Raw genomic sequence first — 26,427 nt, 5'->3', positions numbered from 1 at the left:
ACAGCCAGCAAGGAGTTGCTGGCCCGGCTCCGTTGAAGGAGCAAACGCTTTTACGGCTTCACTTCCACTACGCGCAGCTCGCGCACCTGCTTCACCCAGCGGGCCGGGCGCTTTTCGCGGGGTATGATGAGCTGGTACGGCCCGCTTTCCGAGGGCAGGGCTTTGCCGTCGCAACGGTCGGCCAGCAGCACCGTCTGGTCGTTGAAGGTAGGGTCGAGCTCGGGCAGGGCCACTACCACGCGGTAATCGTCGGCGGCCGTTACCAGCAGGGCCTGGCTGAGGGCGGGGCCATGCAGGGCCTTGCCCTGGGGCGCCTGCAGCAGCTGAAGCAGCGCGGGCAGCGGCACGCCTTCGTAGCGGTGGCTTTTGCCGGTTTTGTCCTTGGCCGTTTGCGTAACCCGGGGCAGCGCGGCCCACTCGGCGGCCGTGAGGGTGCGGGTGGCCGCGCCCGGGCCGGCCAGTGTCAGGTTTTGGGCCGAAAGGCTCAGCGAAGTCAGCACACCAAAGGCAAAAAGCGGCAGCAGGCGGCGAGTCAGCATAGAAAGGCGATGGGCAAAGATGATTGGATGGGCGCAGTTGCCGGGCCAGCGCAGCGGCAGTTGGCGGCAACTGGTAGTCAGGCCCGAAATCAGGCCGTTACGGTTTCCTCGATGGCGGCGGAAATATCAACTTCCTCCAGCGGCGGCACCGGGGCAAAGCGCGACTCGTGGAAGTTGGCCTCCGGAAAGCCCGGCGCCACGCCCGCGTTGTTGATTTCGTGCAACGTAATGCCGTAGCCCTTGTGCGTGTCGTAGATGTCGCGCACGGTGTAGATGGGCCCGCGCTTGGGCGTCTGGATGTTGGGATTCTGCACCAGCAGCATGGTAAAGTCGTCGTTGGTGCAGATAACTTCCTGGCCGGGGTGGAAAAGGGGCGGTTTCATAGAGGGCAAAGGTAAGGAGCAGCCGGGCAGCAGCTGCGTTGGTCGCACTTCTTACAAAGCGGCTAAGCGGGTCACAAAAAAAACCACTTAGTACAGCTGCTAAGTGGTTTTTCTCACTGTACCCCGTACACGATTCGAACGTGTGACCGCCTGCTTAGAAGGCAGGTGCTCTATCCAGCTGAGCTAACGAGGCAGGTTGTCTGAGGTAACTTAAAAACGAGGGTTGCGCTAAGTTGCGGGTGCTAAAAAACAAAAAGCCGCCCGCCCCAGAGGCGGGCTGACGGCTAATTGATGGTCGGGGTGGCAGGATTCGAACCTGCGGCCTCCTGCTCCCAAAGCAGGCGCGATACCGGGCTACGCTACACCCCGAAAAATAATTAGTAATTGATAATTAGTAATTAAGAATGAGTGCCCGTAAACCGGTTGGCAGCTCGGGCACTTATTAATTACTAATTGTCAATTACTAATTCAAACAAAGCGGAGAGAGGGGGATTCGAACCCCCGGTAGCCTTTAGAGCTACGGCAGTTTAGCAAACTACTGGTTTCAGCCACTCACCCATCTCTCCCGAAGGGTTGTCCTTTCCGGTTGAAAGGTGGTGCAAATATACGAGCCGGATGGAGATTCAAACCCTGTTCCGAAAAATAACTTCCATCTTGCCTCTGCGTTTGGGGCGTGCGGGCCGCTATTTGGCGCTTTTTGCCCGCCGCCGTGCCGCCCTTTTTTGGCTGGTTGTATTGTGAACATGAACCCGTTACCGTGGCGTTGAACTGGGCCTATCTGCCGGGCTGGCCGGAGGTGGCCGCGGCCGTGTTTTTTTTTATTTTTTACCTCGGCTACGCCCTCCGCACCCGCCGGCTGGCCGCGCCGCTGGGCCAGCACGGCGGCCGGCTGGGCTGGAAACTAACCCTGCGCCTGCTGTACGGCGGCCTGTTGGGCGCCGCTTTGCTCGGTCCCGCTTACGGCCTCACGCAGCACCCGGTGCGCACGGCCGGCAAAGACGTGTGGCTGCTCGTCGACCTTTCGCGCTCGATGAACGCGCCCGACGTGGCCCCCTCGCGCCTCCAGAAGCTGCAGGCCGAACTGGCCTCGCTCGTGCGCCGCTTCCCCGCCGACCGCCTGGGCCTCATCGTGTTTGCCGGCGAAGCCTACGTGCAGTGCCCGCTCACCTACGACCAAGACGCGCTGCAGCTTTTTCTGAGCACGCTGCAAACCAACCTGCTGCCGGTGGGCACCACCGACCTGGTGCCCCCGCTTAAGCTGGTACTGGCCCGCCTGACCCCGGCCGCCGCGCCAGTCAGCGCCCCTTCGGCCGGCGTGCCGCCCGTGCCGCCCCGCGCTACGGCCGTGGTGCTGGCCACCGACGGCGAAGATTTTGGCGACAACCTCGAAGGCACGGTGCGGGTGCTGGCCCGCTCCGGCGCCCGCGTGTTCACAGTGGGCGTGGGCACCACCGAGGGCAGCCGCATTCCGCGCGCCGACGGCCGGCCGGGCTACGTGCGCGACGCCCGCGGCCGCGACGCCGTAACGCGGCTGGTGCCGGCCCCGCTGCGCCGGCTGACCGAGCAAACCGGCGGCCAGTATTTCGAGCTGACCGACCAGCGCAACGAGTTTCCGCAGCTGCTCTCGGCCCTCAACCAGCTGGAGGGGCAGGCCCAGCAGGTGCGCACCGTGGCCGTGGCCGACAACCGCTACCGCTACCCGCTGGCCCTGGCCCTACTGCTCATTGGGCTCGATATTCTGCTGACCGTGAAAGTTATCCGGACATGAAAACGCTGCTGACCACCCTGCTGCTGCTCGGTTTCTGGGGCAGCCTCACCCGCATCCACGACCGGAATGCGGCCGTGCAGCGGGGCGCCCGGGCCTACGCCAACCGCCAGTATGCCGAGGCTGCCCTGGCCTACCGCGAAGCCGCCATCGAGCTGGGCGGCACCGACGATGCGCTGTGGCTGAACCTGGGCCACGCCACGCTGCGGGCCGGCCGGCCGGCTGAGGCCCGCTCCTACTACGGCCATCTGCTGGCCAACTCCGACCAGAAAATCCGGAGTGTGGCCCTGCAGCAGCTGGCCGAGCTGGCCGCCGACCGGGGCGAGTACGCGCCGGCCGTGGCTCTGCTGCGGCAGGCGCTGCTGGCCGATGCCGGCAACGCGGGCGCCCGCTACAACTACGAGGTGCTGCGCCGTTTCCTGGCCGACCGCACCTCGGCCCCGCCGCCCCCGCCCAACCCCGACGGCAGCCCCCGGAAGCAGCAGGCGGGCCCGCGCGAGCAGCAGCCAAAGCCCCAGGTCGGCCCCAACAGCCCCGGTCAGCGCCCCGACCCCACGCAGCCCAACGACCCGAGCAGCCCCCCGCAGCGCAAGCCCGATGCCGACGGCCAATCCGACCCGTCCCAGCCTTCGGCTTCGGCGGGCGGGGCAGCCGGCGGTGGCTTCCGGCCCGGCAGCGGGCCCGAGCGCGACGTGGCCCGCGGCAGCCAGCCCGGCACCGTACGCGGCCTCAGCGACGAGGCAAATGGCCCCGCAGCCCCCGGCGGCACCAGTCGGCGCGGCGGCACCGAAGCCGCGGCCGCCGACGAGGCCAACCTGCAAACCCAGCGCGCCCGCCTCCAGCAGATGAACCTGAGTCCCGGCCAGGCCCGCCAGCTGCTGGAGGCGCTCCGCACCGCCGAGCAGCAGTACCTGCAGCAGCTCCCCCGCAAAGCCACTACCCCCCGCGACAAAACCAAGCCGGCGTGGTAGTGGTGAAATAGTGAGATAGTGAGATGGTGAGTTTGACGTTTCGGGGCCCTGACGGCCCAGTTGCGTAGTTGGGCCCGCCTGAACGTCAAACTCACCAAACCGCCAAATCACCAAATCGCCTTTCGTACCTTTAGGCTCTAATCTCACCCCACCTAATTCAACTTATGCAAATCAAGGAAGTAGTAATCGTAGCCGCCGTGCGGACTCCTATTGGCTCGTTTGGCGGCAGCCTGGCCTCGCTTTCGGCCGTGGAGTTGGGCGCAATTGCCATTAAAGGCGCGCTGGAAAAGGCCGGCGTGGATGGCAAAGAAGTGCAGCAGGTGATTATGGGCAACGTGATTTCGGCCAACCTGGGCCAGGCGCCTGCCCGCCAGGCCGCCAAGAAGGCCGGTCTGCCCGACACCGTGGAGTGCACGACCGTGAACAAGGTGTGCGCCTCGGGTTCGAAGGCCATCATGTACGGCGCCCAGGCCATTATGCTGGGCCAGGCCGACGTGGTGATGGCCGGCGGCATGGAAAGCATGAGCAACGTGCCCTACTACCTCGACAAAGCCCGCTTCGGCGCCAAATACGGCAACGGCCAGATGATTGACGGCCTGATGAAGGACGGCCTCTGGGACCCCTACCACGATTACGCCATGGGCAACGCCGCCGACGCCACGGCCGCTCACTACGGCATCACGCGGGAGGAGCAGGACGCCTTTGCCCAGCAGAGCTACGAGCGCAGCGCCGCTGCCGCCAAGGCCGGCAAGAAGAAGGACGAAATTGTGCCCGTCACCATCACCGTGCGCGGCAAGGAAACCGTTATCAGCGACGACGAGGAGTACCTGAAGGCTGATTTCGCCAAGTTCTCCGGGCTGCGGGCCGCCTTCACCAAGGAAGGCACCGTAACGGCCGCCAACGCCTCGACGCTCAACGACGGGGCCGCCGCCGTGCTGCTGATGAGCCGCGAGAAGGCCGACGAGTTGGGCATCAAGCCGCTGGCCATTGTGCGCGGCTTCGCCGATGCCGAGCAGGCCCCCGAGTGGTTCACCACCACGCCCGCGCTGGCTATTCCGAAGGCGCTGAAAAACGCTGGTCTGGCTGCTTCGGATGTGGATTTCTACGAAATCAACGAGGCTTTCTCGGTGGTTTCGCTGGCCAACAACAAGCTGCTGGAGCTGGAAGGCGACAAGGTGAACGTGTACGGCGGGGCCGTGAGCCTGGGCCACCCGCTGGGGGCTTCCGGCGCCCGTATCGTGACGACGCTACTGGCTGTAATGGAGAACGAGGGCGGCAAAATCGGCGTCACCGGCATCTGCAACGGCGGCGGCGGCGCCAGCAGCATCGTGCTGGAGAAAGCCTAGTTGTTGAGCTGTTAGCCTTTAGCTGCTAGCTGTCAGCTTTGTTCTGATGTTGAGAGCCCTGCCGCTTGTTTTGCGGCAGGGCTTTTGATTGCCCGGCGGTCCGTCAGGCACTACTTCGCCATTTCCCCCGTTCTTGTCGCTATGAGAATCCTGTTTGCCACCCTTGTCCTGTTCACTGCCACCGCCGCCCAGGCCCAGCAGCTGCGGCGGCTCACTACCTACTTCGACTCGACACGGGTGCACCCCAGGGAGAAGTTTGCGGCGCTGGTAGGGGCCGATACCGTGATGCAGGGGCCGTACAAGCGGTTTTACTACAACGGCAAGCTGGAAGCTCAGACCCGCTACACGGCCGGCAAGCGCGACTCGGCCTACGTGGAGTTCCACCCCAACGGCGGGCGGCGGCTGGAGGTAACTTACCAGGACGGCGTGCGCCAGGGCCCGTTCAAAACGTACTACGACACCGGCAAGCTGGCCCAGGAAGGCAGCTTTGCCGACGATGAGCCCAGCGGCGAGCTGCGCTACTTCTTTCCCGACGGCAAAATCAAGCTGGAAACGACGCTGACCAAGGGCCAGCCCAGCGGCCTGGTGCGCGAGCTGTACGACTCGGGCAAGCCTAAGGCCGAAATTACGTTTGCCGACGGGCAGGCCAACGGACCGGTGCGCACCTTCTACGAAAACGGCCAGCTCCAGAGCGAGGGCACCTACCGCCGCGGGCTGCTGGCCGGCCCCTACAAAACGTACTACGACAACGGCCAGCTCGAAAGCGAAGTGCTGGCCGACCAGACCGGCCGGGGCCGCTACCGCAGCTACTACCGCTCGGGCCAGCTCCAGACCGAGGGCACCTACGTGGCCGCGCCGCTGCTGGGCCGGGCCGTGAAAAACCCGCTCGGCGACGACCTCACCAAGCAGGCCCGCGCCCTGGCCGGCGGCACCAACAACCTCGACGGCCCCGCTAAAGCCTACTACGAAAACGGCGCCGTGAAAACCACCATGACCTACCGCCAGGGCACGCTGGTGGGCACGCAGCAGGATTTCTACGAGTCGGGCAAACTGAAGCAGAAGACCGAATACGGCAACCAGGCCCGCGACCGGAAAATCACGGGCTACTTCGAGGACGGCAGCCTGCAGCGCGAGCAGCAGTTCAAGAACAACCTGCCCGCGGGCCAGTGGCGCACGTACTTTCCCGGCGGCAAGCAGGTGCAACAGGTGGAGAGCTACCAGAACGGCCGCCTCGGGGGCGAGCAACTGACCTACTACCCCACCGGCACGCTGCAAAGCAAGCTGCTGAACGAGAACGGCAAGGCCGCCGGCCTGGCCCAGTCGTTCTACCCCTCGGGCAAGCTGCAGGCCGAAACCACCTACGTGCGCGGCCTCAAAACCGGCCCCTACCGCCTGCTGCGCGAAGACGGCACGCCCGAAATGACCGGCGCCTTCCGCAACGGCAAGGAAACCGGCCTTTGGCTCTACTTCGGGCCCGACGGCACGACGGTCAAGGAGCGCAAAACCTTTAGGAACGGGCAGGTGGTAGCCCCCGGCAGCGCCGCGCCAGTGAAGAAACGGTAGGTTGTTAAGTATAAGAATGTCATTCTGAGCGAAGGCGCAGCCGAAGTCGAAGAATCTCTACCTCAATGCTAACCCTGTCGTCAGGAGTTACCACTGCACGCGAGATTCTTCGACTTCGGCTGCGCCTTCGCTCAGAATGACCGTTCTTTTTACTCTCTTACCTACTTCTTTTCCTTGGCCAGCATCATCTCGCGGATGTATTTGACCGGGGCGCTGCCGTAGCTGAGGAACTGCTCGTGGAAGGCTTTGAGGTTGAAATCCTTGCCTTCTTTCTGCTTCAGCTCCTCGCGCAGGTCGTAGATTTCGGTGTAGCCGGTGAAGTAGGAGCTGAGCTGCACCTGGCTCAGGGTGGCGCGCAGCCACTTGTTGCGGGCTTCGGCTTCTTCCTGGAACCCGTCGCGGCGCAGCATTTCCACGGCCTGGGTTTCGGTGATGCTGCCGGCCTGCACCTCGTGGTCGAGGATGGCGTTCAGGGTCACGCGCATGTTCCACTTGTCCCACATCAGCCAGAACTCGTCGGTGTTGCCACCGTAGCCGCTTTCCAGCATCATGCGTTCGGCGTACACGGCCCAGCCCTCAATCATGGCCCCGTTGCCCAGAATGGACTTGATGAGCGAGGGGCTGCGGTTGGCGTACACGAGCTGGGTGTAGTGGCCCGGAATGGCCTCGTGGATGTTGAGAATCTGGAGCGTGTAGGTGTTGTACTCGCGCAGGTAGCTTTCGGCCTGGGGGGCCGGCAAGCCCACAATCGGGTCCACGTTGTAGTAGGTGTCGGCGCCCTTGTCGTAGGGGCCGGGGGCCGATACGCTGGCGCCGGCGCCGCTGCCGCGCATGTAGAGCGGGGTTTCGCGCACCACCAGCGGCTGGGTGGGGTCCTGGGTCAGCAAATCGTGCTCGTTCACCCAGCGCACCAGCTCGGGCATCTGCTCGCGCACGGCATCCACGAAGCGCTGGGGCGTAGCGTGCTCGCGCGAGAGGGCCGCCACCACGTCGCGCACGATGGCCAGCGTGTCCTGCGGCACGGCCTGGTACTGCACGTACTTGGGGTAGATGCGCAGGGCCCGGGCCTTCATGTCGGCCAGCAGCTCCTGGCGGTGCGTGAGGGCCTTCTGGTACACCTCATCGGCCGAGTAGCTGCTCTGAATGTCGAGGGCAAACTTGCGGGCAAACAGCTCGGGCCCGATGCGGAAGCTGCGGAAGTTGTTCGCCGGCAGCACCTCGGTTTGCAGAAAGCGGATGTAGCCTTCCATGGCCAGCTTGGTGGTGCCGATGCGGCCGCGCAGCTCCTGCTTTTCGGCCTCGCTCAGCCCCGATTTAGCCACCGAATCGAGCAGCGCGGGGCCAAACACGCTCAGGCCGCCCTGGTTCTGGCGGATGGCCAGGTTGGTGTGCTCGCGGGTAGGCTGCCTGATGCTCTGCTTGGCGGCCTCGTAGTAGTCGGTGCTCTGGATAAGCTTGTGGCTGATGGCGCGCAAACGCCGGTCGAGGGGGGCGTAGCGGCCGTTGAGCAGCTCGGCCACCGCGCCGCCCACGTTGTAGTTGGCCGGGTTCCACTGCCAGCTGCGCAGCGTGTCGGCGTAGAAGCGGGCCGAGGCCAGGTAGTTCTGCATCAGCCGGAAGTCGGTCTGGTTGTTTACCGACAGCTTGCCCAGCTCGAACGTCTGCATCTCCCGGGCCCGGCGCGCAATGGCCTGGGCCTCGGTCTGGCGGCGGGCGGCCGAGGGCACCACCAGCACCGAGTCGTAGCGGTGGTAGCCGGCGCTGCTGGCCCACTCGGGGTTGTAGTACCAGAGCGAGTCGATGAAGCGGGCCTTATAGTCGTCGAAGGTGGCGTCGGCGGTAGCATCGGTGCCGGTGGCGGGCTTGGTGCCCGAGTCGCAGGCGGACAGCAGGCCGGCGCCGGCCAGCAGCAGGGCGGCGGGCAGGAAGTAGCGGTGTTTCATGAGCGGGGGTTAAGCGGGCAAGGTACGCGGCAAGGACGGAAGTCGGGCCGCGGCGTTGCGCGGGGCAACGCCGCGGTGGCCGAGGCCCCCACCCTGTCATCCTGAGCGGAGCGAAGGACCTATACAGCAGGTACTATCTGATAATAGCCTCTGTATAGGTCCTTCGCTGCGCGCAGGATGACAAGTAGAGGAGTACCACGACAAGGCCAAACGCGGACCATAACAAGCGGGGGTGGGGGCTTGGCTAAGTCGCTATTTCGTTGCACCTTATGGCCGCTAAGCCCGGCCGTACCAGTGCAGCGGGGGGCCAGCGGACTTCTTCTTCCATCCTCTCACTCTCTCTCCCATGCCCAACCAGTTTTCGCAGGACATTCCGGCCACCGCCCTCCAGCAGGCCCAGGCCGCCCTCGACGCCTTCCGTACCGCCCTCGAGCAGTACCTGCACGCCCTCACCCCCGACGAGCGCCGCTCGATGCTGCGCATGGCCGACAAAACCGTGGCCTTCGTGCAAAAAACCGCCGACTACGCCACCACCACTCCCGCCTTCGCCCCAGGTTTCGTGAGCCTGCCCGACCTGAAGCAGGATTTGCAGGGCGTGCAGCAGCTCACGCCCCTGCACCAGCAGCTGGCCCAGCTCACCGAGCTACTCGACTCCACCATGATGCTGGCCGGCTCCGAAGCCTATGCCTCGGCCCTGAGCATTTACCAGAACATCAAGTTCATGGCCGAAAAAAGGCAGCCCGGCGCCCAAACCGCCTACGACGACCTCCGGCAGCGCTTCCCCGGCCGCTCCGGCCCCAACGGTAGCGCCAGCCGCAAGTAGCCCGTCGCCCTTTCTCTTTCCGGCCCACCCGCCCGCCGGCCGGCGTTGGCGGTGCAATGGCCCGGCCGGGGGGTAAAAAGGCCCGGCCCCGAGCCAATTTGGTTCGGGGCCGGGCCTTTTTACCCCCCGGCCGGGCCAAGTTGGTCCGGCGCCGGGCCTTTTTACCCCCTGGCCGGGCCATTTTGCCCCCCGGCCGGGCCAATCTGGTCCGGTGCCGGGCCATTTCACCCCTTGGCCGGGCTAATTTGGTCCGGCCGGGGTGTTCGGCAACACCCCGCCGGGTGTTGCCGAACACCCCACGCGCCTATTGGCCAGGCGTTGCGCCCCGCTTCCTGCCCCGCTCTCCGAAAAAGGCGCGGGAGAACCAAATCCTGCTTTTTAGGCTGGTGGTAGCGGCTCTGGTTCCAGCAAACTCCAAGCTAGTTGCTCCGCTTGCTTTTCGGAGGGGGGGCCAGCGGGTGAGGTGCCCCGCCAGAACGGCCCTTCGCTGCCCTATTCGGCCTCCGACTCGTAGTAGCCCGCCGTGCTGCCCAGCTGGTGGGCAATGGCTTCCAGCTCGGGCCACTCGCTGCTGGTGCCGCCCAGAAAACCGCCCCGCCGTACCGCCCTGCTATTGGTGGTCAGGTCGCTGCCCGTAATCCAGCGGCCGCGCAGCAACAGCTGGTTGTCCTGCACCTGCACGAAAATAGCGATGATGGAAGTGGATTTCAGATCGATGAAATCGGTGCTGAGGGCGAGCAGGTCGGCGTCGGAGTAGCGGAAGGTGTAGCCCCGAGCGGCCAGCACGCCGGCGGCCCGCTGCCAGGCCACGCGGGGCTCGTCGGTGAGGGTGAGCACAATGGTATCGTCGTTTTTTTCGGGCGTGGCGTGCAGGGCGGGTAGTTGGGCCAAGGCCGGCCCGACGGCCAGCAGCAGCAGCGGCAGCAATAGTTTTTTCATCAGAATAGACGCTAAAAGGCAGGAAGCCGGGGCCCGCAACGGGGCCGGGCCGGGCAGCTAGTGGGTGGGGGTGCGGGCGTAGCGCACCGGGCCGCCCAGCAGGCGGGCTATTTCCTCCAGCTCCTGCCAGCGGCGGCCGCTCACGCCCTTGCCATTGTCGTATTCGATGACGTGCAGCCAGTTAATTGTGTTGTCGCCGGCCGGGATGTAGCCCTGCAGCTGCAGCTCGTGCCCATCCACCACCAGATACACGCCCATCAGGTGCTGCGCAAAGTTGTTTACCGGCTCGGTGCTGATGGTGAGCAGCTCGGGGCTGGCAAAGCGCACCAGGTAGCCGCGCCGGGCCAGCAGCCGGCCGGCCCGCTGCCAGGCCACCTGCCCCTCGTCGGGCAGCGTTACGACCAGCGTGTTGTCGAAATCGATGGGCTGGGTGCGCAGACCGGCCGTTTGGGCGAAGGCCGGGGCGCCGCCGAGCAGCAGCCCAACAGCTAACAGGAGTACAGAGCGTAGCATAAACAGGCACTTAAAGTGGGTAATAGGTTGACTCGGCGACGCTGCGCAAAAAACCCGCCAGAACCCGCCCGGTGCCTGCTGCCAGCCGCCCAGCCGCCCTCACCCCTACTCGCTCAGCACCACCTCGGCCAGCAGCGGGAAGTGGTCGGAGCCGATGGCGGGCAGCCGCTCCAGCCGGGCCAGCCGGAATTCCTTGGTGGCAAACAGGTGGTCGAGCGGCCAGCGCCACAGGCCGCTGTTGGCATCAAAGGTGCTGAACATGCCCCGCCCCCGACGCACGTTGTACAGCTCGCCGCTGGCCTCGAACAGGCGCGTCGCCCTCGACCACGACACGTCGTTGAAGTCGCCCAGCACCAGGGCCGGGCCGGCGTGCTGCTGAATGTGCCGGCCCACCTGCAACAGGGTGCGGTTGGGCTGGCTGAGGCTGGTGGGGTGGCGGCTGGGCACCGGCGGCGTGGGGTGCACGGCGTACAGGCGCACGGTGCGCCCGTTGGGCAGTTGCACATCGGTGATGATGGTGGGCACATGGGGTTCCTGGAACGCATATACCCGCGGGTGCAGCAGCGGCCGGCGCGAGTACAGCACCATGCCGTAGGTGTTGGGCCAGGGCAGCTCGATGAAGTAGGGGTACTGCTGCCGGAGCGGGCGCAGGGCATCTACCCAACGCTGGTTGGTTTCGAGGGCCAGCAGCAGGTCGGGCTGCTGCTGCGCCACGCGGGCCAGCAGCAGGTCGGCGCGGGTGTTTTTTTGCAGCACGTTGGCCTCCAGCACCCGCAGGCGGGCGCCGGTATCGGCCAGCTGGGCCTCGGTAGCATCGGGCAGCACCCGAAACATGAAGGGCGCGTAGGGCAACAGCAAGGAAAGCTGCCCGGCCGCCCCGAGCACGTTGAGCCCCAGCACCCAGCGCCGGGCCGCCTGCCGCTGCCGCCGCCCCAGCCCCAGCAGCCCGGCCAGCGCCAGCAGTAGCCCCAGGTGCAGCAGCAACAGCTGGAAGCGCGGAAAATCGAGCAGCTTCAGCCACCACACCTGGGCCGTGAGCAGGGAAAGCAGCGTTGCCAGCACGGCGGGCACAGTAACAATGAACAGCAAACTGAGCAGCAGGCGTTGCAGGCGGGGCATGGGCGGGGGTGGCCGGGTTAAGTGGAAAGCTGGCTTCTTGTACGGGCATCGGGGGGCGAGGGGCGGGAGTTCCGGCCCCCGGCCCGTTCGGCGGACCACCGTGGCCCGGCTCCGGCTGATAGCTTGCCGGTTGTGCCTAAATTGCCCCATGATTCGCCTCGCCCCCGCCCTGCTCTCGCTGCTGCTGAGCGCCGCCTGCTCGCAGCAGCCCGCCGAAACCCTGCGCCAACCGGCTCCCACCGGCCCGCCGGCCATTGCCGCCAGCGCCCCGGCCCCCGCCGCGGCCGGCCTGCTCGAAACCTTCGAAACGGGCAGCAAAGGCAGCTACGCCCCCGCCCCCGAAACGCTCGAAACGGGCCCCTGGCAGCTCACCGAAGCCCTCATCGGCACGTCGGACCAGGACCACAAGCACGGCGCCCGCGCCGCCCGCCTGCGCCTGGGTGGCCGCCTGGGCATGACCTTCGACGCGCCCGCCGGCGTGCAGCGCATCCGCATCAGCGCGGCCGCCTACGGCCAGGATGCGGCCAGCACCTGGGAGCTGTGGGGCAGCCAGGACGGCGGCCGCAGCTACCGCCGCATCGGGGCGGCCGTGCGCACCCAGGGCCCGGAGCTGCGCACGGCCACCTTCGAGGGCGGCAGCACCCGCCCGCTGCGCCTCGAAATCCGCAAAACCGATACGGGCTCGGGCCGACTCAATATTGATGATATCCGCCTCGAAACCGGCTCAGGCGGGGCCGGCACGGATAGCGGAGCGGACCAGCCGGGCACGGTAGCGGGCCAGCCCAGTCCGGCGCCGGCCCAAACCAACCCACCGGCTCCAGGCGCCCAAACCACTTCGGCCCCCAGCTCCTCCGACCTCAACCTGGCCCTGGGCAACCCCAGCGGCGCTACGGCCTCGCTGAGCACACCCAACAACTACCTGCTCACGCGCCTCCAATACGCGGTGGGCTACAGTGCCCGCCGCGGCACGCCCACCTGGGTAAGCTGGCACCTGAGCGCCGCCGATATGGGCCAGGCACCCCGCCAGGACGATTTCCGGCCCGACCCGGCCCTGCCCCGGCAATTCTACGCCGTGTCGCCCCGCTCCTACTCGGGCTCGGGCTTCGACCGGGGCCACAACTGCCCCAGCGCCGACCGTCGCCGCACCCTCGACGACAACTCGGCCACTTTCCTGATGACCAACATGATTCCGCAGGCTGCCAACAACAACCAGCGCACCTGGGCGGGCCTCGAAGAGTGGACCCGCGCCCAGGTGCAGCGCGGCCAGGAGGCCTACGTCATCATGGGCAGCTACGGGCAGGGCGGCACCGGCGTTAAAGGCTTCCAGGCCACGATTGACGAAGGCCGCGTAACCGTGCCGGCCCGCATCTGGAAGGTGCTGGTGCTGCTGCCCGAGGGCGACAACGACCTGCAGCGCATCGCGGCCGGCCAGGCCCGCCTGCTGGCCATCGACACGCCCAACGGCCAGCAGGTGAACCCCGACTGGAGCCAGTACCGCACCAGCATCGACGCGCTGGAAACGGCTACCGGCCTCGACCTGCTCTCGGCCCTGCCCCTGGCCGCCCAGGAGCGGCTGGAGGCGCAGGTAGACAACGGGGAATTATAAATTTTGAATTTTGAATTATGGATTGGACTGCCGGAATGTGGCGTGAAGCGCTTGCTTAGCGTATCATAGAACAGGGCAGAGCGGAGTGGCAAGGAGGCGCGAAGCAACCGGCCTTCACCATGCTCAACGCCCCTAATTCAAAATTTATAATTCATAATCCATAATTTCCCAAAAAGTGTCCGTCGAAAACATCTACACGCCCCGCCAGCAGTACGTGCTGCTGATTGTGTGCCTCGTGGGCCTGGCCGGGCTGATTCTGCTGGGGCTGGGCTCCTACATCACGGCGTTTCTGGGGGCGGGCGTGCTGTACGTGGTGCTGCGGCCCTGGTTTACGGCCCTGGTGCACCGCCGCCACTGGAACCGGCAGCTCGTAACGGCCCTGCTGCTGGTGTTTGCGGTGGTCGTCATCATCATGCCCTTCACCGGGCTGGTGCTGATGCTCGTCAACCGCATCCGCCTCTACGCCCAAGATACCAGCCAGATTATGACCGTGCTGCATCTGGTAGAGCAGAAAACCGGCTACCAGTTCACCACCGAAAACAACGTGCGCGGCCTGATTGAGCAGGTGGTGGGCTGGCTGAGCACGCGCATTCCGTCGCTGGCCAGCGGGCTGCTGCACTTCATCGTCATCATCGGCCTGATGCTGTTCACGCTCTACTTCATGTTTGTGCAGGAAGAAACGTTTCTGCGGGGCCTGCGCCGCTACCTGCCCTTCCGCGAAGCCACGCTGCAGGAGCTGGGCGACTCGCTGCGCAACACGGTGAATGCCAACGTGCTTGGCCAGGCGCTCATTGCGCTGGTGCAGGCCGCCTTCACGGGCCTCACCCTCTGGATTTTCGGGGTCGAGGACGCGCTTTTTTGGGGCACGCTGGCCTTTTTCACGGCCTTTATTCCGGTGCTGGGCACGCCACTGGTGTGGGGCCCGGCGGCCATCTTCAAACTGGCGCAGGGCCACGTGGGCCAGGGCGTGGGCATTTTGCTGGTGGGCGTCATCGTCATTATCAACATCGACAACCTGCTGCGCATCGTGCTGGCCAAGCGCATGGGCGACATTCACCCGCTCATCACGCTGGCCGGCGTGGTGCTGGGCGTCGAGCTGTTCGGCATCCTGGGCCTGGTGATGGGGCCGCTGCTGCTCTCCTACCTGATTGTGCTGGTGGGAGTGTTCGAGCGCGAAAACGGCCTGCTCAAGCGGTTCCAGACTGAGCCGCAGCTGCCCGCCACCGCGCCCCTCGTGCCCCCCGCCGGGCCGCTGCCGCCGCTACCCCAATAACGTCGGCGCTCAAGGCTTGTGTTGTATACAAACGGCCTGTGAGCCTGAGCGTAACTCAGGCCCACAGGCCGTTTGTAGTTCTTGCCAGTCTGCCGATTAGGTTTCGGTGAGCACCGTTTTGAAGCCCTGCAGCCGGCCGCCTTCGCCCTCGCCGAGCACCAGCACCGGCACCTGCGGGCCCTGGCCGAAGCGGTACACCTGGGTGCCGCTTAGCTCCTGCTTCATAAATAGTTGCAGCTGCTTGAAGCGGTTGGCGCTTTCGGCACTGCCGGTCACGCCCTGGTCGGCGGTGTGGTTACGCAGGAAATAGGTCAGCTCCTGCCGCTCGACGGGCGTGCCGGCCGGTACGCCGGCCAGCTTGGCTAGGGCCTCATCGGTGAGGCCGCCGGCCGGGGCCGCGAAGCTCACGGCCTCCAGCGGCGCATCGGCTTCGCTGACGTAGCTCAGGCCTTTGGTCATCTCGCGCAGGGGCTCCAGGGTGGCGTCGTCGGGGGCGGCAGCGCCATCGGGGGCGGGGGCCTGGAAGGCGTCGGGCTCGGAGGCTTCCACGGTTTCGCGGCCGCCTTTGGTGTCGCGCGGGTCGGCGGGCAGCTCGGGCGTGCCGGTTACCACGGCCGGCACCTGGGCCCCGATGGCGGCGGCCAGCTCGTTCATGCGCCGCTCATCCACCTTGATTTTGGGGTTGGCGAAGTTCATGTCGGCCACCTTGGTCATCGGAATCAGGTGGATGTGGGCGTGCGGCACTTCGAGCCCGATAACGGCCACGCCCACGCGCTTGCAAGGCACCGCGGCCCGCACGCCGGCCGCCACGCGCTGGGCAAACAGGTGCAGCGCCGCCAGCTCGGCGGGCGGCAAATCGAAAATATAATCGACTTCGCGCTTCGGAATAACCAGCGTGTGCCCCTCCACGAGCGGCGTAATGTCAAGAAAAGCCAGGTGGTGCTCGTCTTCGGCCACCTTGTAAGCGGGCAGCTCGCCGGCCACAATGCGCGAGAAAATGGAAGCCATGAGGTGAAATGGTGAGGTGGTGAAATGGTGAGTTGACGCTCAAAAGGCCTGACGGCACGGCTGGAGGCGGGCAAAACAACGATGCGCTGCCGCCGCGCCCAACGCCGGGCAGCCCCGGTAGCCGCTCCAAAGTACGGGCCCAAACGCAAAAGGGCGAAGCCGCAGCCCCGCCCTTTTCAAATAAATCAAAGTGCCGAAACGGTTACTCACCATTTCACCACCTCGCCATTTCACTTTAACGGCTGATTTCGAGTACCTGGAACTGCAGCTTGCCGGCGGGCACCGTTATTTCGGCCGTTTCGCCCACCGACTTACCCAGCAGGCCTTTGCCGATGGGCGACTTCACGGAGATTTTGCCGGCGGCCAGGTTGGCCTCCTCCTCGGCTACCAGCGTGTAGTCGAGCACCATGTTGTTCTTGAGGTTTTTGAGCTTCACTTTGCTCATAATGAGCACTTTGCTCAGGTCGAGGTTGGTTTCGTCGAGCAGGCGGGCGTTGCCCAGCACCTCTTCCAGCTTGGCAATTTTGAGCTCCAGCAGGCCCTGCGCGTCCTTGGCGGCGTCGTACTCGGCGTTTTCGCTCAGGTCGCCCTTGTCGCGGGCTTCGCGCAGGTCGTCGGCGGCCTTGGCCCGACCCCGGATTTTGAGGTCCTGGAGCTCGGTTTTGAGCTTCTGCAGACCTTCGGGCGTGTAGTAGTTGACAGTTGACATGACATGGGTGGGATTAGCTCAAAAAAATAAGGAGAACGGCCAGCGTGGCTGGCCGTTCTCCCCTTGGTAGGTGCAGGCAAATATACGAAAATCGGGGAAAGGGTAATGGGGTGATGGGGTGAGGAGGTGATGGGGTGAGGAGGTGAGGAGGTGAGGAGGTGGGAAGTCGAACAAAAGAGAACTGTCATTCTGAGCAGCGCGAAGAATCTCGCGGGCAATGGTAATCCGGTCGTCAGAAATTACTGTGGCACGCGAGATTCTTCGACTCCGCTGCGCTCCGCTCAGAATGACAATCTTATCACCTCCTCACCTCCTCACTCCCCCACCCCCAGAAACGCCGCCAGCTTGCGGGCCAGCACCGCATTGATGCGCTCGTAGCTCTGGAAGCTCCAGCCGCCAATGTGGGGCGCCAGCACGACGTTGGGCGCAGTGCGCAGGTAATCGAAGCGGGCCTGCTGCTCGGGGCTGAGGCCGGCCAGTTTTTCGTTTTCGAGCACATCGAGGGCCGCACCGCGCACCTGGCCGGTGCGCAGGCGGCTGACCATCGCGGCGTGGTCGAGCACTTCGCCGCGGGCCGTGTTCAGCAGCCAGATGGCGTTGGCAAAACCGGCCAGGAACTCCTCGTTGACAACATGGTGGTTGGCCGGCGAGTACGGAATGTGCAGGCTCAGCACTTCGGCCCGGGCCTGCAGCTCGGCCAGCGGCACGAGCGTGGCATTCTCGTCGGGCAGGCAGGCGGGGTCGTGGTCGTGGGCCAGCACAATGCAGCCGAACGCGCTGAGGCGGCGGGCAAAGGCGCGGCCCATGTGCCCGTAGCCGAGCAGGCCCACGGTTTTGCCGCCCAGCTCCTCGCCCCGGTTGGCCTCGCGGCGCCACTGCCCGACGCGCACCTCGGCATCGGCCCGCACAATGTTGCGCAGCAGCGCCAGCAGCAGCCCCACCGCGTACTCGCCCACCGCGTCGCGGTTGCCTTCGGGGGCGTTGAGCAGCGTGATGCCCGCATCGGCCAGGGCCTGCTCATCCACATTATCGACTCCGGCGCCGGCGCGGGCCACGTAGCGCAGCTGCGGGCCGTGGGCCAGCAGCTCGCGCGTGATGCGCAGCTTGGAGCGCACCATCAGCCCCTCGTAGGGGTGGGCGGCCAGGGCGGCGGGCACTTCGGCGGCCGTCAGGTCGGGGCGGTAGTGCAGCGTGAGGCCCAGCGGCGCCAGGTACTCGGGCAGGCTGGGGTGCATATCGTCGATGACGAGGCAGAGGGACATGGTGGGCGGCTAAGGATGGGGGCTACTGAAAGGTGAGGCGAAGATATTGCTATCCAACGCAACGGCGGCCGGCGCAGGTTAGGGCCCGCGCCCGCCAGGCGGCTCCATTACCAGCGGCCGCGGCTATTGTTGAGCCTGCCGCATTTAATACCTTTAGCCCGCCAGTACCGGCCCTACTCCAACCCGTGCCCCGCATGAAACGAACCGCTACCCTTCTGCTGCCGCTGCTGCTGGCGGCCGGTGTTACGTTGCCGACGGCGGCGCAAACCGCGCCCGAAAGCCCGGTGGCGCCCGATTCGCTGTGGAAGAAAAGCTTTAAGGCAGCCCTGAACTTTCAGGAAGCCACGCTCTCGTCCAACTGGCGCGGGGGCGGCGTCAGCTCGCTGGGCCTGAACGCCTCGCTCAATGCCCAGGCCAACTACCGGCGCGGCGTTCATAGCTGGGACAACCAGGCCGATTTACTGTATGCTTTCGTGGCCAACAAGGGCCAGGGCTTCCGCAAAAGCCTCGACCGCATCTACCTCGATACCAAGTACGGCCGTGCCCTGAGTCCGCACTGGGACACGTTCGTGTCGCTGAACCTGCTCACCCAGTTTGCGCCCGGCTACAAGTATTTCGACGATGCCAACGGCCAGCAGCAGGCCCAGCTGGTGTCCTCGACTTTCGCGCCGGCCTATTTCACGGCGGCCTACGGCTTCGAGTACCATCCCACCAGCTACTTCAAACTACGCCTCTCGCCCTTCGCGCCGCGCCTGACGGTGGTTGGCCGGCCCGAGCGGTTTGTGGGGGCGCTGGGCGAAACGCCCTACGGCGTTGACTTAGGCCATTCCACCCGCTTTGAGGTGCTGGCCGCGCAGGCGCTGGCCGAGTTCGACAAGGACATTGCCACCAACATCAACCTGAAGGCCCGCTACCTGCTGTTCGCCAACTACGGCTCCGACCTGGCCCTGCGCCGCATCGACCACCGCCTCGACGCCAACCTCACGGCCAAAGTCAACCGCTACATCAACGTGGCCCTCACCGGCATTCTGCTCTACGATTACGACCAGGACCGCGCCGTGCAGTACAGCCAGGGCCTCACGCTGGGCCTCGTGTATGCGGTGCAGAATTTTAAAGACAAGAGGTGAGCACGGCTGTTTAAGCTTCCTTCTACTCGCTCTTATTCGCCGCTACGCGGTTCGTCAAATCCACGAAGTCGGCCACGCTGAGCTGCTCGGCGCGCAGGTCGAACACGGGGTCGGTGGTGGCTTCAACGGGCATACCGAAGGGCTTGAGGGCGTTGCGCAGGGTTTTGCGGCGGGTGGAGAAGGCCTGCTTTACCACCCGGAAGAATAGTTTTTCGTCGCAGGCCAGCTGCTCGGTGGCGTTGCGGGTGAGGCGGATTGCGGCCGACTGCACCTTGGGCGGCGGGCTGAACACGTGGGGCGGCACCGTGAACAGGTACTCGATGTCGTAGTAGGCCTGCAGCAGCACGCTCAGGATGCCGTAGGTTTTCGAGCCGGGGCCGGTGGCCAGGCGGTCGGCCACTTCCTTCTGGATCATGCCCACGCTTTCGCGCACCTGCTGGCGGTGGGCCAGAATCTGGAAGTAAATCTGGCTGCTGATGTTGTAGGGGAAGTTGCCGATGATGCTCAGCGGCTGGGCGCCGTAGAGCGCCGCGAGGTCCATTTTCAGGAAATCCTGCGAATAAATCCGGTCTTCCAGGGCGGGGTAGTGCTTCTGCAGATAGGCCACCGAGTCGCGGTCGATTTCCACTACGGCCGTTTCGTACTCCGGGTGCTGGAGCAGCGTCTGGGTCAGCACGCCCATGCCGGGCCCGATTTCGAGCACGTGCCGCACGCCGCCCGGCAGGCGCAGGGCCTCCACAATGTTGCGCGCAATGTTGGGGTCGTTGAGGAAGTGCTGGCCGAGGTGCTTTTTGGCTTTAACGGAATCCATTATTGATTATAGAAGTGAGATTTGAGAAAGGAGAAGTGAGATAGGGTTGTCATTCAGAGCGTAGCGAAGAATCTCGCCTGCTGACATTAGAATGGTGCCGCAACGTCAGCAGCCGAGATTCTTCGCTACGCTCTGAATGACGGTCTTTTCCTTCTCTAAAAAACTTACCTTCACGGCCAAAGATACGCCGCGGCCACTCGTTTCGGCCGGTGCTTCCTGCCTGCCGTAGCAAGCCCGTATTCATTCGAACAACAGCTAACAGCTACTAGCTGCTGGCTAACAGCTCCAACATCATGTCCCTGACCTTAGCCTACGCCGCCGACTTTCCCGCCATTGCCAGCACGGTCTTCATCCTGCCGGCCGGCACCACCGAGTTGCCCGTAACCGCCGCCGCCGATTTGCCCGAGGCCGCCCGCCAGTACGTGGCCGCCCAGCTGGCCGCCGACGAGAAGTTCGTGGCCGTCAACCAGTACTCGCACCAGCACTACTATGTGGTGGCCGAGGACAAGAAAACGCCCGCGCTGGGCCTGGAGGCGCTGCGCAAAGCCGGCCACCAGCTGCACGCCCGCCTCAAGGCCGATAAGGTGCAGGAGCTGTTCATCTGCAACCTCACGCCCGCCGGCGCCTCGCTGGCCCTGGCCGAAGGCCTGGCCCTGACCGCCTACCAGTTCGCGGGCTATAAAACTGATGAGAAATCCAAAGCCGCCCCCACCCTCACCAAACTCACGCTGGTCGGCCCCGATTTGTCGGCCGAGAAGGTGGCCGAGCTGGCGGGGGTGCTGGAGGGCGTGTACCTGGCCCGCGACCTGGTTAATAAGCCCTATAGCCACCTCAACGCCAGCCAGCTGGCGCATCAGTTCGAGCTGGCCGGCGAGCGGGCCGGTTTCGGGGTAGAAGTGCTGGACTTGGTGCGCATTGAGGCCCTGCGCATGGGCGGGCTGCTGGCCGTGAACCAGGGCAGCCCCGAGCCGCCCACCTTCAGCATCATGGAGTATAAGCCCGAAGGTGCCACCAACGCCAAGCCGATTGTGCTGGTAGGCAAGGGCGTGGTGTTCGACACCGGCGGCCTCAGCCTCAAGCCCACGCCCAACAGCATGGACCTGATGAAGTGCGACATGGGCGGCGCGGCCGTGGTAGTGGGCGTGCTCACGGCGCTGGCCAAAAATAAGGTGCCGCTGCACGTAATCGGGCTGGTGCCGGCCACCGACAACCGCCCCGGCGGCCCTGCCCTGGCCCCCGGCGACGTGATTACGATGTACAGCGGCCTGACCGTGGAAGTGCTCAACACCGACGCCGAAGGCCGCCTGATTCTGGCCGACGCGCTGGCCTTCGCCAAGAAATACGACCCCGAGCTGGTGATGGACTACGCCACGCTCACCGGCTCGGCGGCCCGCGCCATTGGCATCGAGGGCATCGTGTACATGGGCACGGCCGACGAGGACGTGATGCACCAGCTCAAAAAGGCCGGCGACACCACCCACGAGCGGCTGGTGGAGTTTCCGCTTTGGGACGAGTACGCCGACCACATCAAGAGCCCCATTGCCGACATGAGCAACCTGGGCAAGGCCGAAGCCGGCGCCATTTCGGCCGGCAAGTTCCTGGAGCGCTACACCGATGGCTACCCTTGGGTGCACTTCGACATTGCCGGCCCCGCCTTCCTCACTGCCTCCGACTCGTACCGCGGCAAAGGCGGCACCGGCACCGCCGTGCGACTGACGTATGAGTACCTGAAGAGCCGGGCGTAAGGTCCTTGCGCCGCACCCCCCCCCCCCCCCCCCCCCCCCCACCGTCTTCCGCTTCTCCCTCAAGCTCAGCGTCGGGGGGTTGCGGGGGCAAAAAAAAAAAAGGTTTGGCCCGGCTAGCATCGAATTGCTCGATTTTTTCACCTCCCCCGGCCCCCTCCCCTCCGGGAGAGGGGGTGCGTTCTGACAGAACAGTTCTCGCGTCTGGCTCCCCCTCTCCCGGAGGGGAGGGGGCCGGGGGCGGGGTGCGGCGTAAGAACGAAATACTCAATCCGGCCTAAGCCCTAACACCTAAGCTCTACAAAAAGAATGCTCCCACGAATTGGTATTTCCGTCGGTGATTTGGCCGGCATCGGGCCCGAGGTCATCTACAAAACCTTCCTCGACCCGCGCCTGCTCAAATTCTGCACGCCCGTGGTCTACGGCACGGCTACTGTGCTGTTTGATGACTTCCCCGCCGACCCCAACCTGGAGCCGCTGCGGTTCCGGCAGGTGCGCGAGGCGGCCGATATTGCCCTGGGCAAGCACAACGCCGTGAGTTGCTGGGACGATGACGACGTGCAGCTGACGCCCGGCCAGCCCAGCGCAGCCAGCGGTGCGGCCGCCCGCCAGAGCCTGCTCGCCGCCGCCCGCGACCTGAAGGCCGGCCTGCTCGACGGCCTCGTGACGGCGCCCATCAGCAAGGAAAACACCCAGGCCGACGACTTTCGCTTCCCCGGCCACACCGAGTTCCTGACCACCTTCTTCGGGGCCAAAGAAAGCCTGATGCTGCTCGTGGCCGACGACCTGCGGGTGGCCACCGTCACGGGTCACATTCCGCTCAAAGACGTAGCCAGCCGCCTCACCAAGGAGCTATTGCTGGCCAAGCTACGCATCCTGCTGGCTTCGCTCAGGAACGATTTTGGCATCGAGAAGCCGCGGGTGGCCGTGCTGGGCCTCAACCCCCACGCCGGCGAAAACGGGCTGCTCGGCACCGAGGAAGCCGCCATCGTAACGCCCGTTATCCAGCAGCTGCTCCAGAGCGGCCACTTGGTGTTCGGCCCCTACCCCGCCGACGGCTACTTCGGCACCGGCCAGTACAAGCAGTTCGACGCCACCCTTTCGCTTTACCACGACCAGGGCCTGATTCCGTTTAAAACGCTGGCCTTCGAGCGGGGCGTCAACTACACGGCCGGCCTGCCGGTGGTGCGCACTTCCCCCGACCACGGCACCGCTTACGGGCTGGCCGGCCAGTTCAAGGCCGACGAAACCTCGTTTCGCGAGGCGCTGTACCTGGCCTGCGAGTTGGTAAACTACCGCCAGGCGCAGGCCGAAATCGTGCCCCTGGTGCCCGGTCCTGCCCCGCGCGACAGAGGCAGAAGAGAGTAAGCCTACTCATTTCCACTGCGAAACTTTCTTTCCAAAAACGAAAGATTGTTTGCAGTTTCAGAATTGCGCTTTACCTTTGCAGACGAAACGCCGGAACCACTGGGCTCCGGCGTTTTGCTTGCTCCTAGTTCTATGCTGCTTCAAACGCCCGTTGACTACCGTACCGCCCTGCGCCGCCTCGATGCGCTGGCGGCGGCCGGCGTGGAGGGCAACGAGGCGCTGGAAACCGAGTTCCGGGCCCTGATTGCGGCCCTCGATGTGTACGAGGGCAAGCTGGGTTTGCTGCCGATTCCGAACCTGCCTACTTCGCTGGCCGAGATGATTGAGCTCAAGCGCCAGCAGATGCGGCTCAAGCAGAAAGAGCTGGCCGAGCTGCTCGAAGTACCCGCCGGCCGCCTCTCGCAGATCCTCAGCGGCAAGCGCCGCGTTACGCTCGATCTGGCCAAACGCCTGTACGAACGGCTCGGAATTCCATCCGATTTCATTTTGAAGAACGCCTGACCCCGCCCCTCCGCTATTCGCTGATATACCGGGCAAAAGTGCCTACTTTTGCCTCCTTGCCTCTACCTGTTGCCGTGAAGAAGGACTCGCCCTACAACATCAACCTGGCCCGCCTGGCCGATAAAACGCACCACTTCGCGTTCGACCTCGACCGGGCTTTTTTCGAGCAGTTCGAGCAGGAGCTGATTCCCGACGGCAATGTGCACGTAGACGTGACGCTGACCAAAACCGAGCGCCTCATCACGGTGGATTTCGACCTGAAAGGCACCGTGCGCCAGGTGTGCGACCGGAGCCTCGACGACTACGACCAGGACGTGCAGGCCCACGAGCAGTTGCTGGTGCGCTTCGGCGACGAAAGCAAGGAGCTCGACGACAACGTGCTGCAGATTACGCCCGATACGCAGACGCTGCCGCTGGCCCAGCATCTGTTCGATTTTGTGGGCCTGGCCCTGCCCATGAAGAAGCTGCACCCCCGCTTCCAGAACGAGCCCGACGACGAGCCCGACGCCAAAACCAAGCTCATCTTCACGACCCGCGGCGAGGATGCCGACGACGATGAGGACGACTCCGACCCGCGCTGGAACGCGCTCAAAAACCTGAATTAGCGGCCTGCCGGCCCCTTACTTTTTACTTTTTCTTTTTTCTTTTTTTGCACAATGGCACATCCTAAACGCCGGACCTCCTCCGCCACCCGCGACAAGCGTCGCAGCCACTACAAGCTCACCCCCAAAGCCGTAACCCTCTGCGCCAATACCGGCGAGCTGCACCTGCGCCACAAAGCCTATGTAGTTGACGGCGACCTGTACCTGAACGGCAAAGTAGCCATCAAGGACTACGCCCCCGTTTCGGCCGCCGCGCCCCTCGACACCGACGACGAATAGCGTTTCTTTTTAAGCTGATAGCCATTATTGGGCTACCAGCTGATAGCGCCCGGCAAGTAGCTTTCTCGGATTTGTGCTTAACTATGCACATCTGCTGTGAAAACTTATTCGCCGGCAGCTCTCAGCCGGTAGCCTGATAATGGCTTTCGGCTCAAAAATTTCCGACCCTTTTGACTTTTCTTTCATGAAGATAGCCCTGGACGCAATGGGAGGCGATTTCGCTCCCCAAGCCGCCGTCGATGGGGCCGTGCTGGCCGCTCAGCAGCTGGCAGGCAAGGCTCAGATTGTGCTTATTGGTCAGGAGGAAGCGGTGCGGCCACTGCTGACCGCGCACGGCGCGGCCGCCGCCGACCTCGTGCTCAAACCCGCCTCGCAGATTATTGAGATGGGCGAGCACCCGGCCAAAGCCTACCAGCACAAGCAGGATTCGAGCATTGCCGTGGGCTACCGCATGCTGGCCGCCCGCGAGGTGGAAGCGTTCTGCTCGGCCGGCAACACCGGGGCCATGCTCGTGGGTGCCATGTTCAGCGTGAAGGCGGTGCCCGGCGTGCTGCGCCCGGCCATTGCCAACTTCGTACCCAAGCTGCACGGCGGCACCGGCATTATGCTCGATGTGGGCGCCAACGCCGACTGCAAGCCCGAAATGCTGGAGCAGTTCGGCGAGTTGGGCGCTTTGTATGCCCAATATGTGCTGGGCATTGCCAAGCCGAAGGTGGGTTTGATGAACCTGGGCGAGGAAGAAGGCAAGGGCACGGCTACCACCCAGGCCGCCTACCAACTGCTCAAGGTGAATCCGCACATCAACTTCATCGGCAATATCGAAGGCCGCGACCTGTTTAACGAGAAAGCCGACGTAATTATCTGCGACGGATTTACGGGCAACGTGCTGCTGAAAATGGCCGAATCGGTGTATGATGCCGTGGCTGAGCGCAACTTCCGCGACCCGTTTTTCGAGCAGTTCAACTACGAGGCCGTCGGTGGTTCGCCTATTCTAGGCATCAACGGCAACGCCATCATCGGGCACGGCGTGAGCACTCCCACTGCCATCTGTAACATGCTGCTGCAGGGCTTCCAGATGGCCACGGCCGGCATTGCCGACCAAATTAAAGCTACTTTCAAGTCCTGATTTCGGCTTTCGTCCGGTTTCCCTGATGGGGGCCGGTTTTTTTGCGGCTGCCTCGTTTGTTCCTTTACTTCCCTCATGAAGATTACCGCCGCCATTTCCGGGGTGGGTGCCTACGTGCCCGATTACGTGCTCAGCAACCAGGAACTTGAAGGCCTGGTCGACACGACCGACGAATGGATTCTGAGCCGCACTGGCATCAAAGAGCGGCATATTCTGAAGGGCGAGAACCAGGGCACCTCCGTAATGGGCGTGAAGGCCGTGGAAAGCCTGCTGGCCAAAACCGGCGTGGCCGCCGCCGACATCGACCTGCTGATTTGCGCCACGACCACACCCGACCTGGTATTTCCGGCCACGGCCAACATCATTTCGGCGGCCGTGGGCGCCACCAAGGCCTTTAGCTTCGATATGCAGGCCGCCTGCTCGGGCTTTATGTACGCGCTGGCCACCGGGGCGCAGTTTATTGCCACCGGTACCTATAAAAAAGTGGTAGTAGTGGGCGCCGACAAAATGTCGAGCATCATCGACTACACCGACCGCTCAACCTGCATCATCTTCGGCGACGGGGCCGGGGCCGTGCTGCTCGAACCCAACCACGAGGGCCTGGGCCTGCTCGACCAGGAGCTGCACTCCGACGGGCACGGCGAGCAGTACCTACACCAGAAAGCCGGTGGTTCGCGCCGCCCGCCCTCGCAGGAAACCGTGGCCAACCGCGAGCATTACGTGCACCAGGAAGGCGCCGCGGTGTTCAAGTTCGCCGTGAAAAACATGGCCGATGTGGCCGCCCAGGTGTCGGAGCGCAATGGCCTGACGGCCGAAACCATCGACTGGCTCGTGCCCCACCAAGCCAACAAGCGCATCATCGACGCCACGGCCCACCGCGTGGGCATCGGGCCCGAAAAGGTGATGCTCAACATCCACCGCTACGGTAACACCACCAACGGCACCATCCCGCTCTGCCTCGCCGACTACGAAAGTCAGCTCCGCAAAGGCGACAACCTCATCATTGCCGCCTTCGGGGGCGGTTTCACCTGGGGCGCGCTCTACCTTAAATGGGCTTACGATGGCGCTTCGCGCAATTAAGAATTTTGAATGAGGAGTTTTAAATTGAC

At 64.5% G+C, this 26,427-nt stretch carries 25 protein-coding genes and 3 tRNA genes; 15 read left to right on the top strand and 13 right to left on the bottom strand.

The window, feature by feature from the left end; genetic code table 11:
• Window positions 1–50: 50 nt before the first annotated feature.
• The 5 genes from H145_RS0110615 to H145_RS0110595 form a co-directional block, all read right to left on the bottom strand.
• Window positions 51–539, bottom strand: coding sequence for a molybdopterin-dependent oxidoreductase (locus H145_RS0110615; RefSeq protein ID WP_019948128.1), 489 nt, complete (start codon window positions 537–539; stop codon window positions 51–53).
• An 89-nt stretch (window positions 540–628) separates the two neighbouring features.
• Entirely contained in the window at window positions 629–922 is a 294-nt protein-coding gene (locus H145_RS20885) for a hypothetical protein (RefSeq protein WP_019948127.1), read from the bottom strand.
• A 119-nt stretch (window positions 923–1,041) separates the two neighbouring features.
• Window positions 1,042–1,115 (bottom strand) — tRNA-Arg (locus H145_RS0110605).
• Between the two features lie 99 nt (window positions 1,116–1,214).
• A tRNA-Pro gene (locus H145_RS0110600) sits at window positions 1,215–1,291 on the bottom strand.
• Window positions 1,292–1,400: 109 nt separating this feature from the next.
• Window positions 1,401–1,488: transfer RNA gene (locus H145_RS0110595), tRNA-Ser, on the bottom strand.
• A gap of 191 nt (window positions 1,489–1,679) precedes the next feature.
• On the opposite strand from H145_RS0110595, the gene H145_RS0110590 reads away from it, so the two are divergent.
• The 4 genes from H145_RS0110590 to H145_RS20880 all read left to right on the top strand — a co-directional run bounded on the left by H145_RS0110590 (window position 1,680) and on the right by H145_RS20880 (window position 6,567).
• The gene (locus H145_RS0110590; RefSeq protein ID WP_157541451.1) at window positions 1,680–2,690 is read left to right on the top strand and encodes a VWA domain-containing protein; all 1,011 of its coding nucleotides are present in this window, start codon (window positions 1,680–1,682) and stop codon (window positions 2,688–2,690) included.
• Entirely contained in the window at window positions 2,687–3,658 is a 972-nt protein-coding gene (locus tag H145_RS0110585; protein ID WP_019948125.1) for a tetratricopeptide repeat protein, read from the top strand. Before H145_RS0110590 ends, H145_RS0110585 begins: the two co-directional genes overlap by 4 nt.
• 164 nt (window positions 3,659–3,822) lie before the next feature.
• Window positions 3,823–5,004, top strand: a complete 1,182-nt coding sequence (locus H145_RS0110580) for an acetyl-CoA C-acyltransferase (protein ID WP_019948124.1) — start codon at window positions 3,823–3,825, stop codon at window positions 5,002–5,004.
• 141 nt (window positions 5,005–5,145) lie between these two features.
• Window positions 5,146–6,567, top strand: coding sequence for a toxin-antitoxin system YwqK family antitoxin (locus H145_RS20880; protein WP_019948123.1), 1,422 nt, complete (start codon window positions 5,146–5,148; stop codon window positions 6,565–6,567).
• 161 nt (window positions 6,568–6,728) lie between these two features.
• Here the strand turns inward: H145_RS20880 and H145_RS0110570 are convergent, their stop codons facing one another.
• Window positions 6,729–8,510: a DUF885 domain-containing protein gene (locus tag H145_RS0110570; protein ID WP_019948122.1), complete on the bottom strand. Its 1,782-nt coding sequence runs from the start codon at window positions 8,508–8,510 to the stop codon at window positions 6,729–6,731.
• 346 nt (window positions 8,511–8,856) lie between these two features.
• On the opposite strand from H145_RS0110570, the gene H145_RS0110565 reads away from it, so the two are divergent.
• Entirely contained in the window at window positions 8,857–9,333 is a 477-nt protein-coding gene (locus tag H145_RS0110565) for a hypothetical protein (protein ID WP_019948121.1), read from the top strand.
• Between the two features lie 492 nt (window positions 9,334–9,825).
• Here the strand turns inward: H145_RS0110565 and H145_RS0110560 are convergent, their stop codons facing one another.
• The 3 genes from H145_RS0110560 to H145_RS20875 form a co-directional block, all read right to left on the bottom strand.
• Window positions 9,826–10,272: a hypothetical protein gene (locus H145_RS0110560; RefSeq protein WP_019948120.1), complete on the bottom strand. Its 447-nt coding sequence runs from the start codon at window positions 10,270–10,272 to the stop codon at window positions 9,826–9,828.
• Between the two features lie 57 nt (window positions 10,273–10,329).
• Window positions 10,330–10,785: a hypothetical protein gene (locus tag H145_RS0110555; protein WP_019948119.1), complete on the bottom strand. Its 456-nt coding sequence runs from the start codon at window positions 10,783–10,785 to the stop codon at window positions 10,330–10,332.
• A gap of 105 nt (window positions 10,786–10,890) precedes the next feature.
• A complete protein-coding gene (locus tag H145_RS20875; RefSeq protein ID WP_019948118.1) occupies window positions 10,891–11,904 on the bottom strand; it encodes an endonuclease/exonuclease/phosphatase family protein in 1,014 nt (337 codons plus the stop codon).
• Between the two features lie 148 nt (window positions 11,905–12,052).
• Here H145_RS20875 and H145_RS20870 point away from each other — a divergent pair, with 148 nt between their 5' ends.
• Entirely contained in the window at window positions 12,053–13,510 is a 1,458-nt protein-coding gene (locus H145_RS20870) for a DNA/RNA non-specific endonuclease (RefSeq protein ID WP_019948117.1), read from the top strand.
• 175 nt (window positions 13,511–13,685) lie between these two features.
• Window positions 13,686–14,783 (top strand): AI-2E family transporter, encoded by a 1,098-nt coding sequence (locus tag H145_RS0110540; protein ID WP_019948116.1) that lies wholly within the window; start codon window positions 13,686–13,688, stop codon window positions 14,781–14,783.
• A gap of 96 nt (window positions 14,784–14,879) precedes the next feature.
• Here H145_RS0110540 and H145_RS24950 read toward each other — a convergent pair whose 3' ends face one another.
• The 3 genes from H145_RS24950 to H145_RS0110525 all read right to left on the bottom strand — a co-directional run bounded on the left by H145_RS24950 (window position 14,880) and on the right by H145_RS0110525 (window position 17,762).
• Entirely contained in the window at window positions 14,880–15,791 is a 912-nt protein-coding gene (locus H145_RS24950; protein ID WP_019948115.1) for a nuclease A inhibitor family protein, read from the bottom strand.
• Between the two features lie 235 nt (window positions 15,792–16,026).
• Window positions 16,027–16,500 (bottom strand): transcription elongation factor GreA, encoded by a 474-nt coding sequence (greA, locus tag H145_RS0110530; RefSeq protein ID WP_019948114.1) that lies wholly within the window; start codon window positions 16,498–16,500, stop codon window positions 16,027–16,029.
• A 314-nt stretch (window positions 16,501–16,814) separates the two neighbouring features.
• Window positions 16,815–17,762, bottom strand: a complete 948-nt coding sequence (locus H145_RS0110525; protein WP_019948113.1) for an NAD(P)-dependent oxidoreductase — start codon at window positions 17,760–17,762, stop codon at window positions 16,815–16,817.
• A gap of 194 nt (window positions 17,763–17,956) precedes the next feature.
• Between H145_RS0110525 and H145_RS0110520 the strand changes: the two genes are divergently transcribed.
• Complete coding sequence (locus H145_RS0110520) at window positions 17,957–18,889, top strand: DUF3078 domain-containing protein (protein ID WP_019948112.1); 933 nt, start codon at window positions 17,957–17,959, stop codon at window positions 18,887–18,889.
• Window positions 18,890–18,911: 22 nt separating this feature from the next.
• Here H145_RS0110520 and rsmA read toward each other — a convergent pair whose 3' ends face one another.
• Complete coding sequence (rsmA, locus tag H145_RS0110515) at window positions 18,912–19,700, bottom strand: 16S rRNA (adenine(1518)-N(6)/adenine(1519)-N(6))-dimethyltransferase RsmA (protein WP_019948111.1); 789 nt, start codon at window positions 19,698–19,700, stop codon at window positions 18,912–18,914.
• Between the two features lie 293 nt (window positions 19,701–19,993).
• On the opposite strand from rsmA, the gene H145_RS0110510 reads away from it, so the two are divergent.
• The 7 genes from H145_RS0110510 to H145_RS0110480 all read left to right on the top strand — a co-directional run bounded on the left by H145_RS0110510 (window position 19,994) and on the right by H145_RS0110480 (window position 26,398).
• A complete protein-coding gene (locus tag H145_RS0110510) occupies window positions 19,994–21,445 on the top strand; it encodes a leucyl aminopeptidase family protein (RefSeq protein WP_019948110.1) in 1,452 nt (483 codons plus the stop codon).
• 306 nt (window positions 21,446–21,751) lie between these two features.
• Entirely contained in the window at window positions 21,752–22,810 is a 1,059-nt protein-coding gene (gene pdxA, locus H145_RS0110505; protein ID WP_026351418.1) for a 4-hydroxythreonine-4-phosphate dehydrogenase PdxA, read from the top strand.
• A 132-nt stretch (window positions 22,811–22,942) separates the two neighbouring features.
• Window positions 22,943–23,311 (top strand): helix-turn-helix domain-containing protein, encoded by a 369-nt coding sequence (locus tag H145_RS0110500; RefSeq protein WP_019948108.1) that lies wholly within the window; start codon window positions 22,943–22,945, stop codon window positions 23,309–23,311.
• A 56-nt stretch (window positions 23,312–23,367) separates the two neighbouring features.
• Window positions 23,368–23,916, top strand: a complete 549-nt coding sequence (locus H145_RS0110495; RefSeq protein ID WP_240471690.1) for a YceD family protein — start codon at window positions 23,368–23,370, stop codon at window positions 23,914–23,916.
• A gap of 51 nt (window positions 23,917–23,967) precedes the next feature.
• Complete coding sequence (gene rpmF / locus H145_RS0110490; protein ID WP_019948106.1) at window positions 23,968–24,192, top strand: 50S ribosomal protein L32; 225 nt, start codon at window positions 23,968–23,970, stop codon at window positions 24,190–24,192.
• 184 nt (window positions 24,193–24,376) lie between these two features.
• Window positions 24,377–25,318, top strand: a complete 942-nt coding sequence (gene plsX / locus H145_RS0110485) for a phosphate acyltransferase PlsX (protein WP_026351417.1) — start codon at window positions 24,377–24,379, stop codon at window positions 25,316–25,318.
• 75 nt (window positions 25,319–25,393) lie between these two features.
• Window positions 25,394–26,398, top strand: coding sequence for a beta-ketoacyl-ACP synthase III (locus tag H145_RS0110480; RefSeq protein WP_019948104.1), 1,005 nt, complete (start codon window positions 25,394–25,396; stop codon window positions 26,396–26,398).
• Window positions 26,399–26,427: the final 29 nt, after the last annotated feature.

This window comes from Hymenobacter aerophilus DSM 13606 (genome assembly GCF_000382225.1).
Classification (GTDB): domain Bacteria; phylum Bacteroidota; class Bacteroidia; order Cytophagales; family Hymenobacteraceae; genus Hymenobacter; species Hymenobacter aerophilus.
The sequence above is the reverse complement of the archived record's forward strand: the minus strand, read 5'-3'. Positions and strand labels throughout refer to the sequence as shown.

What these genes read in the sequence shown, in the direction of transcription:
- H145_RS0110615 (WP_019948128.1), bottom strand. Translation starts at nt 539, where the DNA reads ATGCTGACTCGCCGCCTGCTGCCGCTTTTTGCCTTTGGTGTGCTGACT.
- H145_RS20885 (WP_019948127.1), bottom strand. Translation starts at nt 922, where the DNA reads ATGAAACCGCCCCTTTTCCACCCCGGCCAGGAAGTTATCTGCACCAAC.
- H145_RS0110585 (WP_019948125.1), top strand. Translation starts at nt 2,687, where the DNA reads ATGAAAACGCTGCTGACCACCCTGCTGCTGCTCGGTTTCTGGGGCAGC.
- H145_RS0110580 (WP_019948124.1), top strand. Translation starts at nt 3,823, where the DNA reads ATGCAAATCAAGGAAGTAGTAATCGTAGCCGCCGTGCGGACTCCTATT.
- H145_RS20880 (WP_019948123.1), top strand. Translation starts at nt 5,146, where the DNA reads ATGAGAATCCTGTTTGCCACCCTTGTCCTGTTCACTGCCACCGCCGCC.
- H145_RS0110570 (WP_019948122.1), bottom strand. Translation starts at nt 8,510, where the DNA reads ATGAAACACCGCTACTTCCTGCCCGCCGCCCTGCTGCTGGCCGGCGCC.
- H145_RS0110565 (WP_019948121.1), top strand. Translation starts at nt 8,857, where the DNA reads ATGCCCAACCAGTTTTCGCAGGACATTCCGGCCACCGCCCTCCAGCAG.
- H145_RS0110560 (WP_019948120.1), bottom strand. Translation starts at nt 10,272, where the DNA reads ATGAAAAAACTATTGCTGCCGCTGCTGCTGCTGGCCGTCGGGCCGGCC.
- H145_RS0110555 (WP_019948119.1), bottom strand. Translation starts at nt 10,785, where the DNA reads ATGCTACGCTCTGTACTCCTGTTAGCTGTTGGGCTGCTGCTCGGCGGC.
- H145_RS20875 (WP_019948118.1), bottom strand. Translation starts at nt 11,904, where the DNA reads ATGCCCCGCCTGCAACGCCTGCTGCTCAGTTTGCTGTTCATTGTTACT.
- H145_RS20870 (WP_019948117.1), top strand. Translation starts at nt 12,053, where the DNA reads ATGATTCGCCTCGCCCCCGCCCTGCTCTCGCTGCTGCTGAGCGCCGCC.
- H145_RS24950 (WP_019948115.1), bottom strand. Translation starts at nt 15,791, where the DNA reads ATGGCTTCCATTTTCTCGCGCATTGTGGCCGGCGAGCTGCCCGCTTAC.
- greA (WP_019948114.1), bottom strand. Translation starts at nt 16,500, where the DNA reads ATGTCAACTGTCAACTACTACACGCCCGAAGGTCTGCAGAAGCTCAAA.
- H145_RS0110525 (WP_019948113.1), bottom strand. Translation starts at nt 17,762, where the DNA reads ATGTCCCTCTGCCTCGTCATCGACGATATGCACCCCAGCCTGCCCGAG.
- H145_RS0110520 (WP_019948112.1), top strand. Translation starts at nt 17,957, where the DNA reads ATGAAACGAACCGCTACCCTTCTGCTGCCGCTGCTGCTGGCGGCCGGT.
- rsmA (WP_019948111.1), bottom strand. Translation starts at nt 19,700, where the DNA reads ATGGATTCCGTTAAAGCCAAAAAGCACCTCGGCCAGCACTTCCTCAAC.
- H145_RS0110510 (WP_019948110.1), top strand. Translation starts at nt 19,994, where the DNA reads ATGTCCCTGACCTTAGCCTACGCCGCCGACTTTCCCGCCATTGCCAGC.
- pdxA (WP_026351418.1), top strand. Translation starts at nt 21,752, where the DNA reads ATGCTCCCACGAATTGGTATTTCCGTCGGTGATTTGGCCGGCATCGGG.
- H145_RS0110500 (WP_019948108.1), top strand. Translation starts at nt 22,943, where the DNA reads ATGCTGCTTCAAACGCCCGTTGACTACCGTACCGCCCTGCGCCGCCTC.
- rpmF (WP_019948106.1), top strand. Translation starts at nt 23,968, where the DNA reads ATGGCACATCCTAAACGCCGGACCTCCTCCGCCACCCGCGACAAGCGT.
- plsX (WP_026351417.1), top strand. Translation starts at nt 24,377, where the DNA reads ATGAAGATAGCCCTGGACGCAATGGGAGGCGATTTCGCTCCCCAAGCC.
- H145_RS0110480 (WP_019948104.1), top strand. Translation starts at nt 25,394, where the DNA reads ATGAAGATTACCGCCGCCATTTCCGGGGTGGGTGCCTACGTGCCCGAT.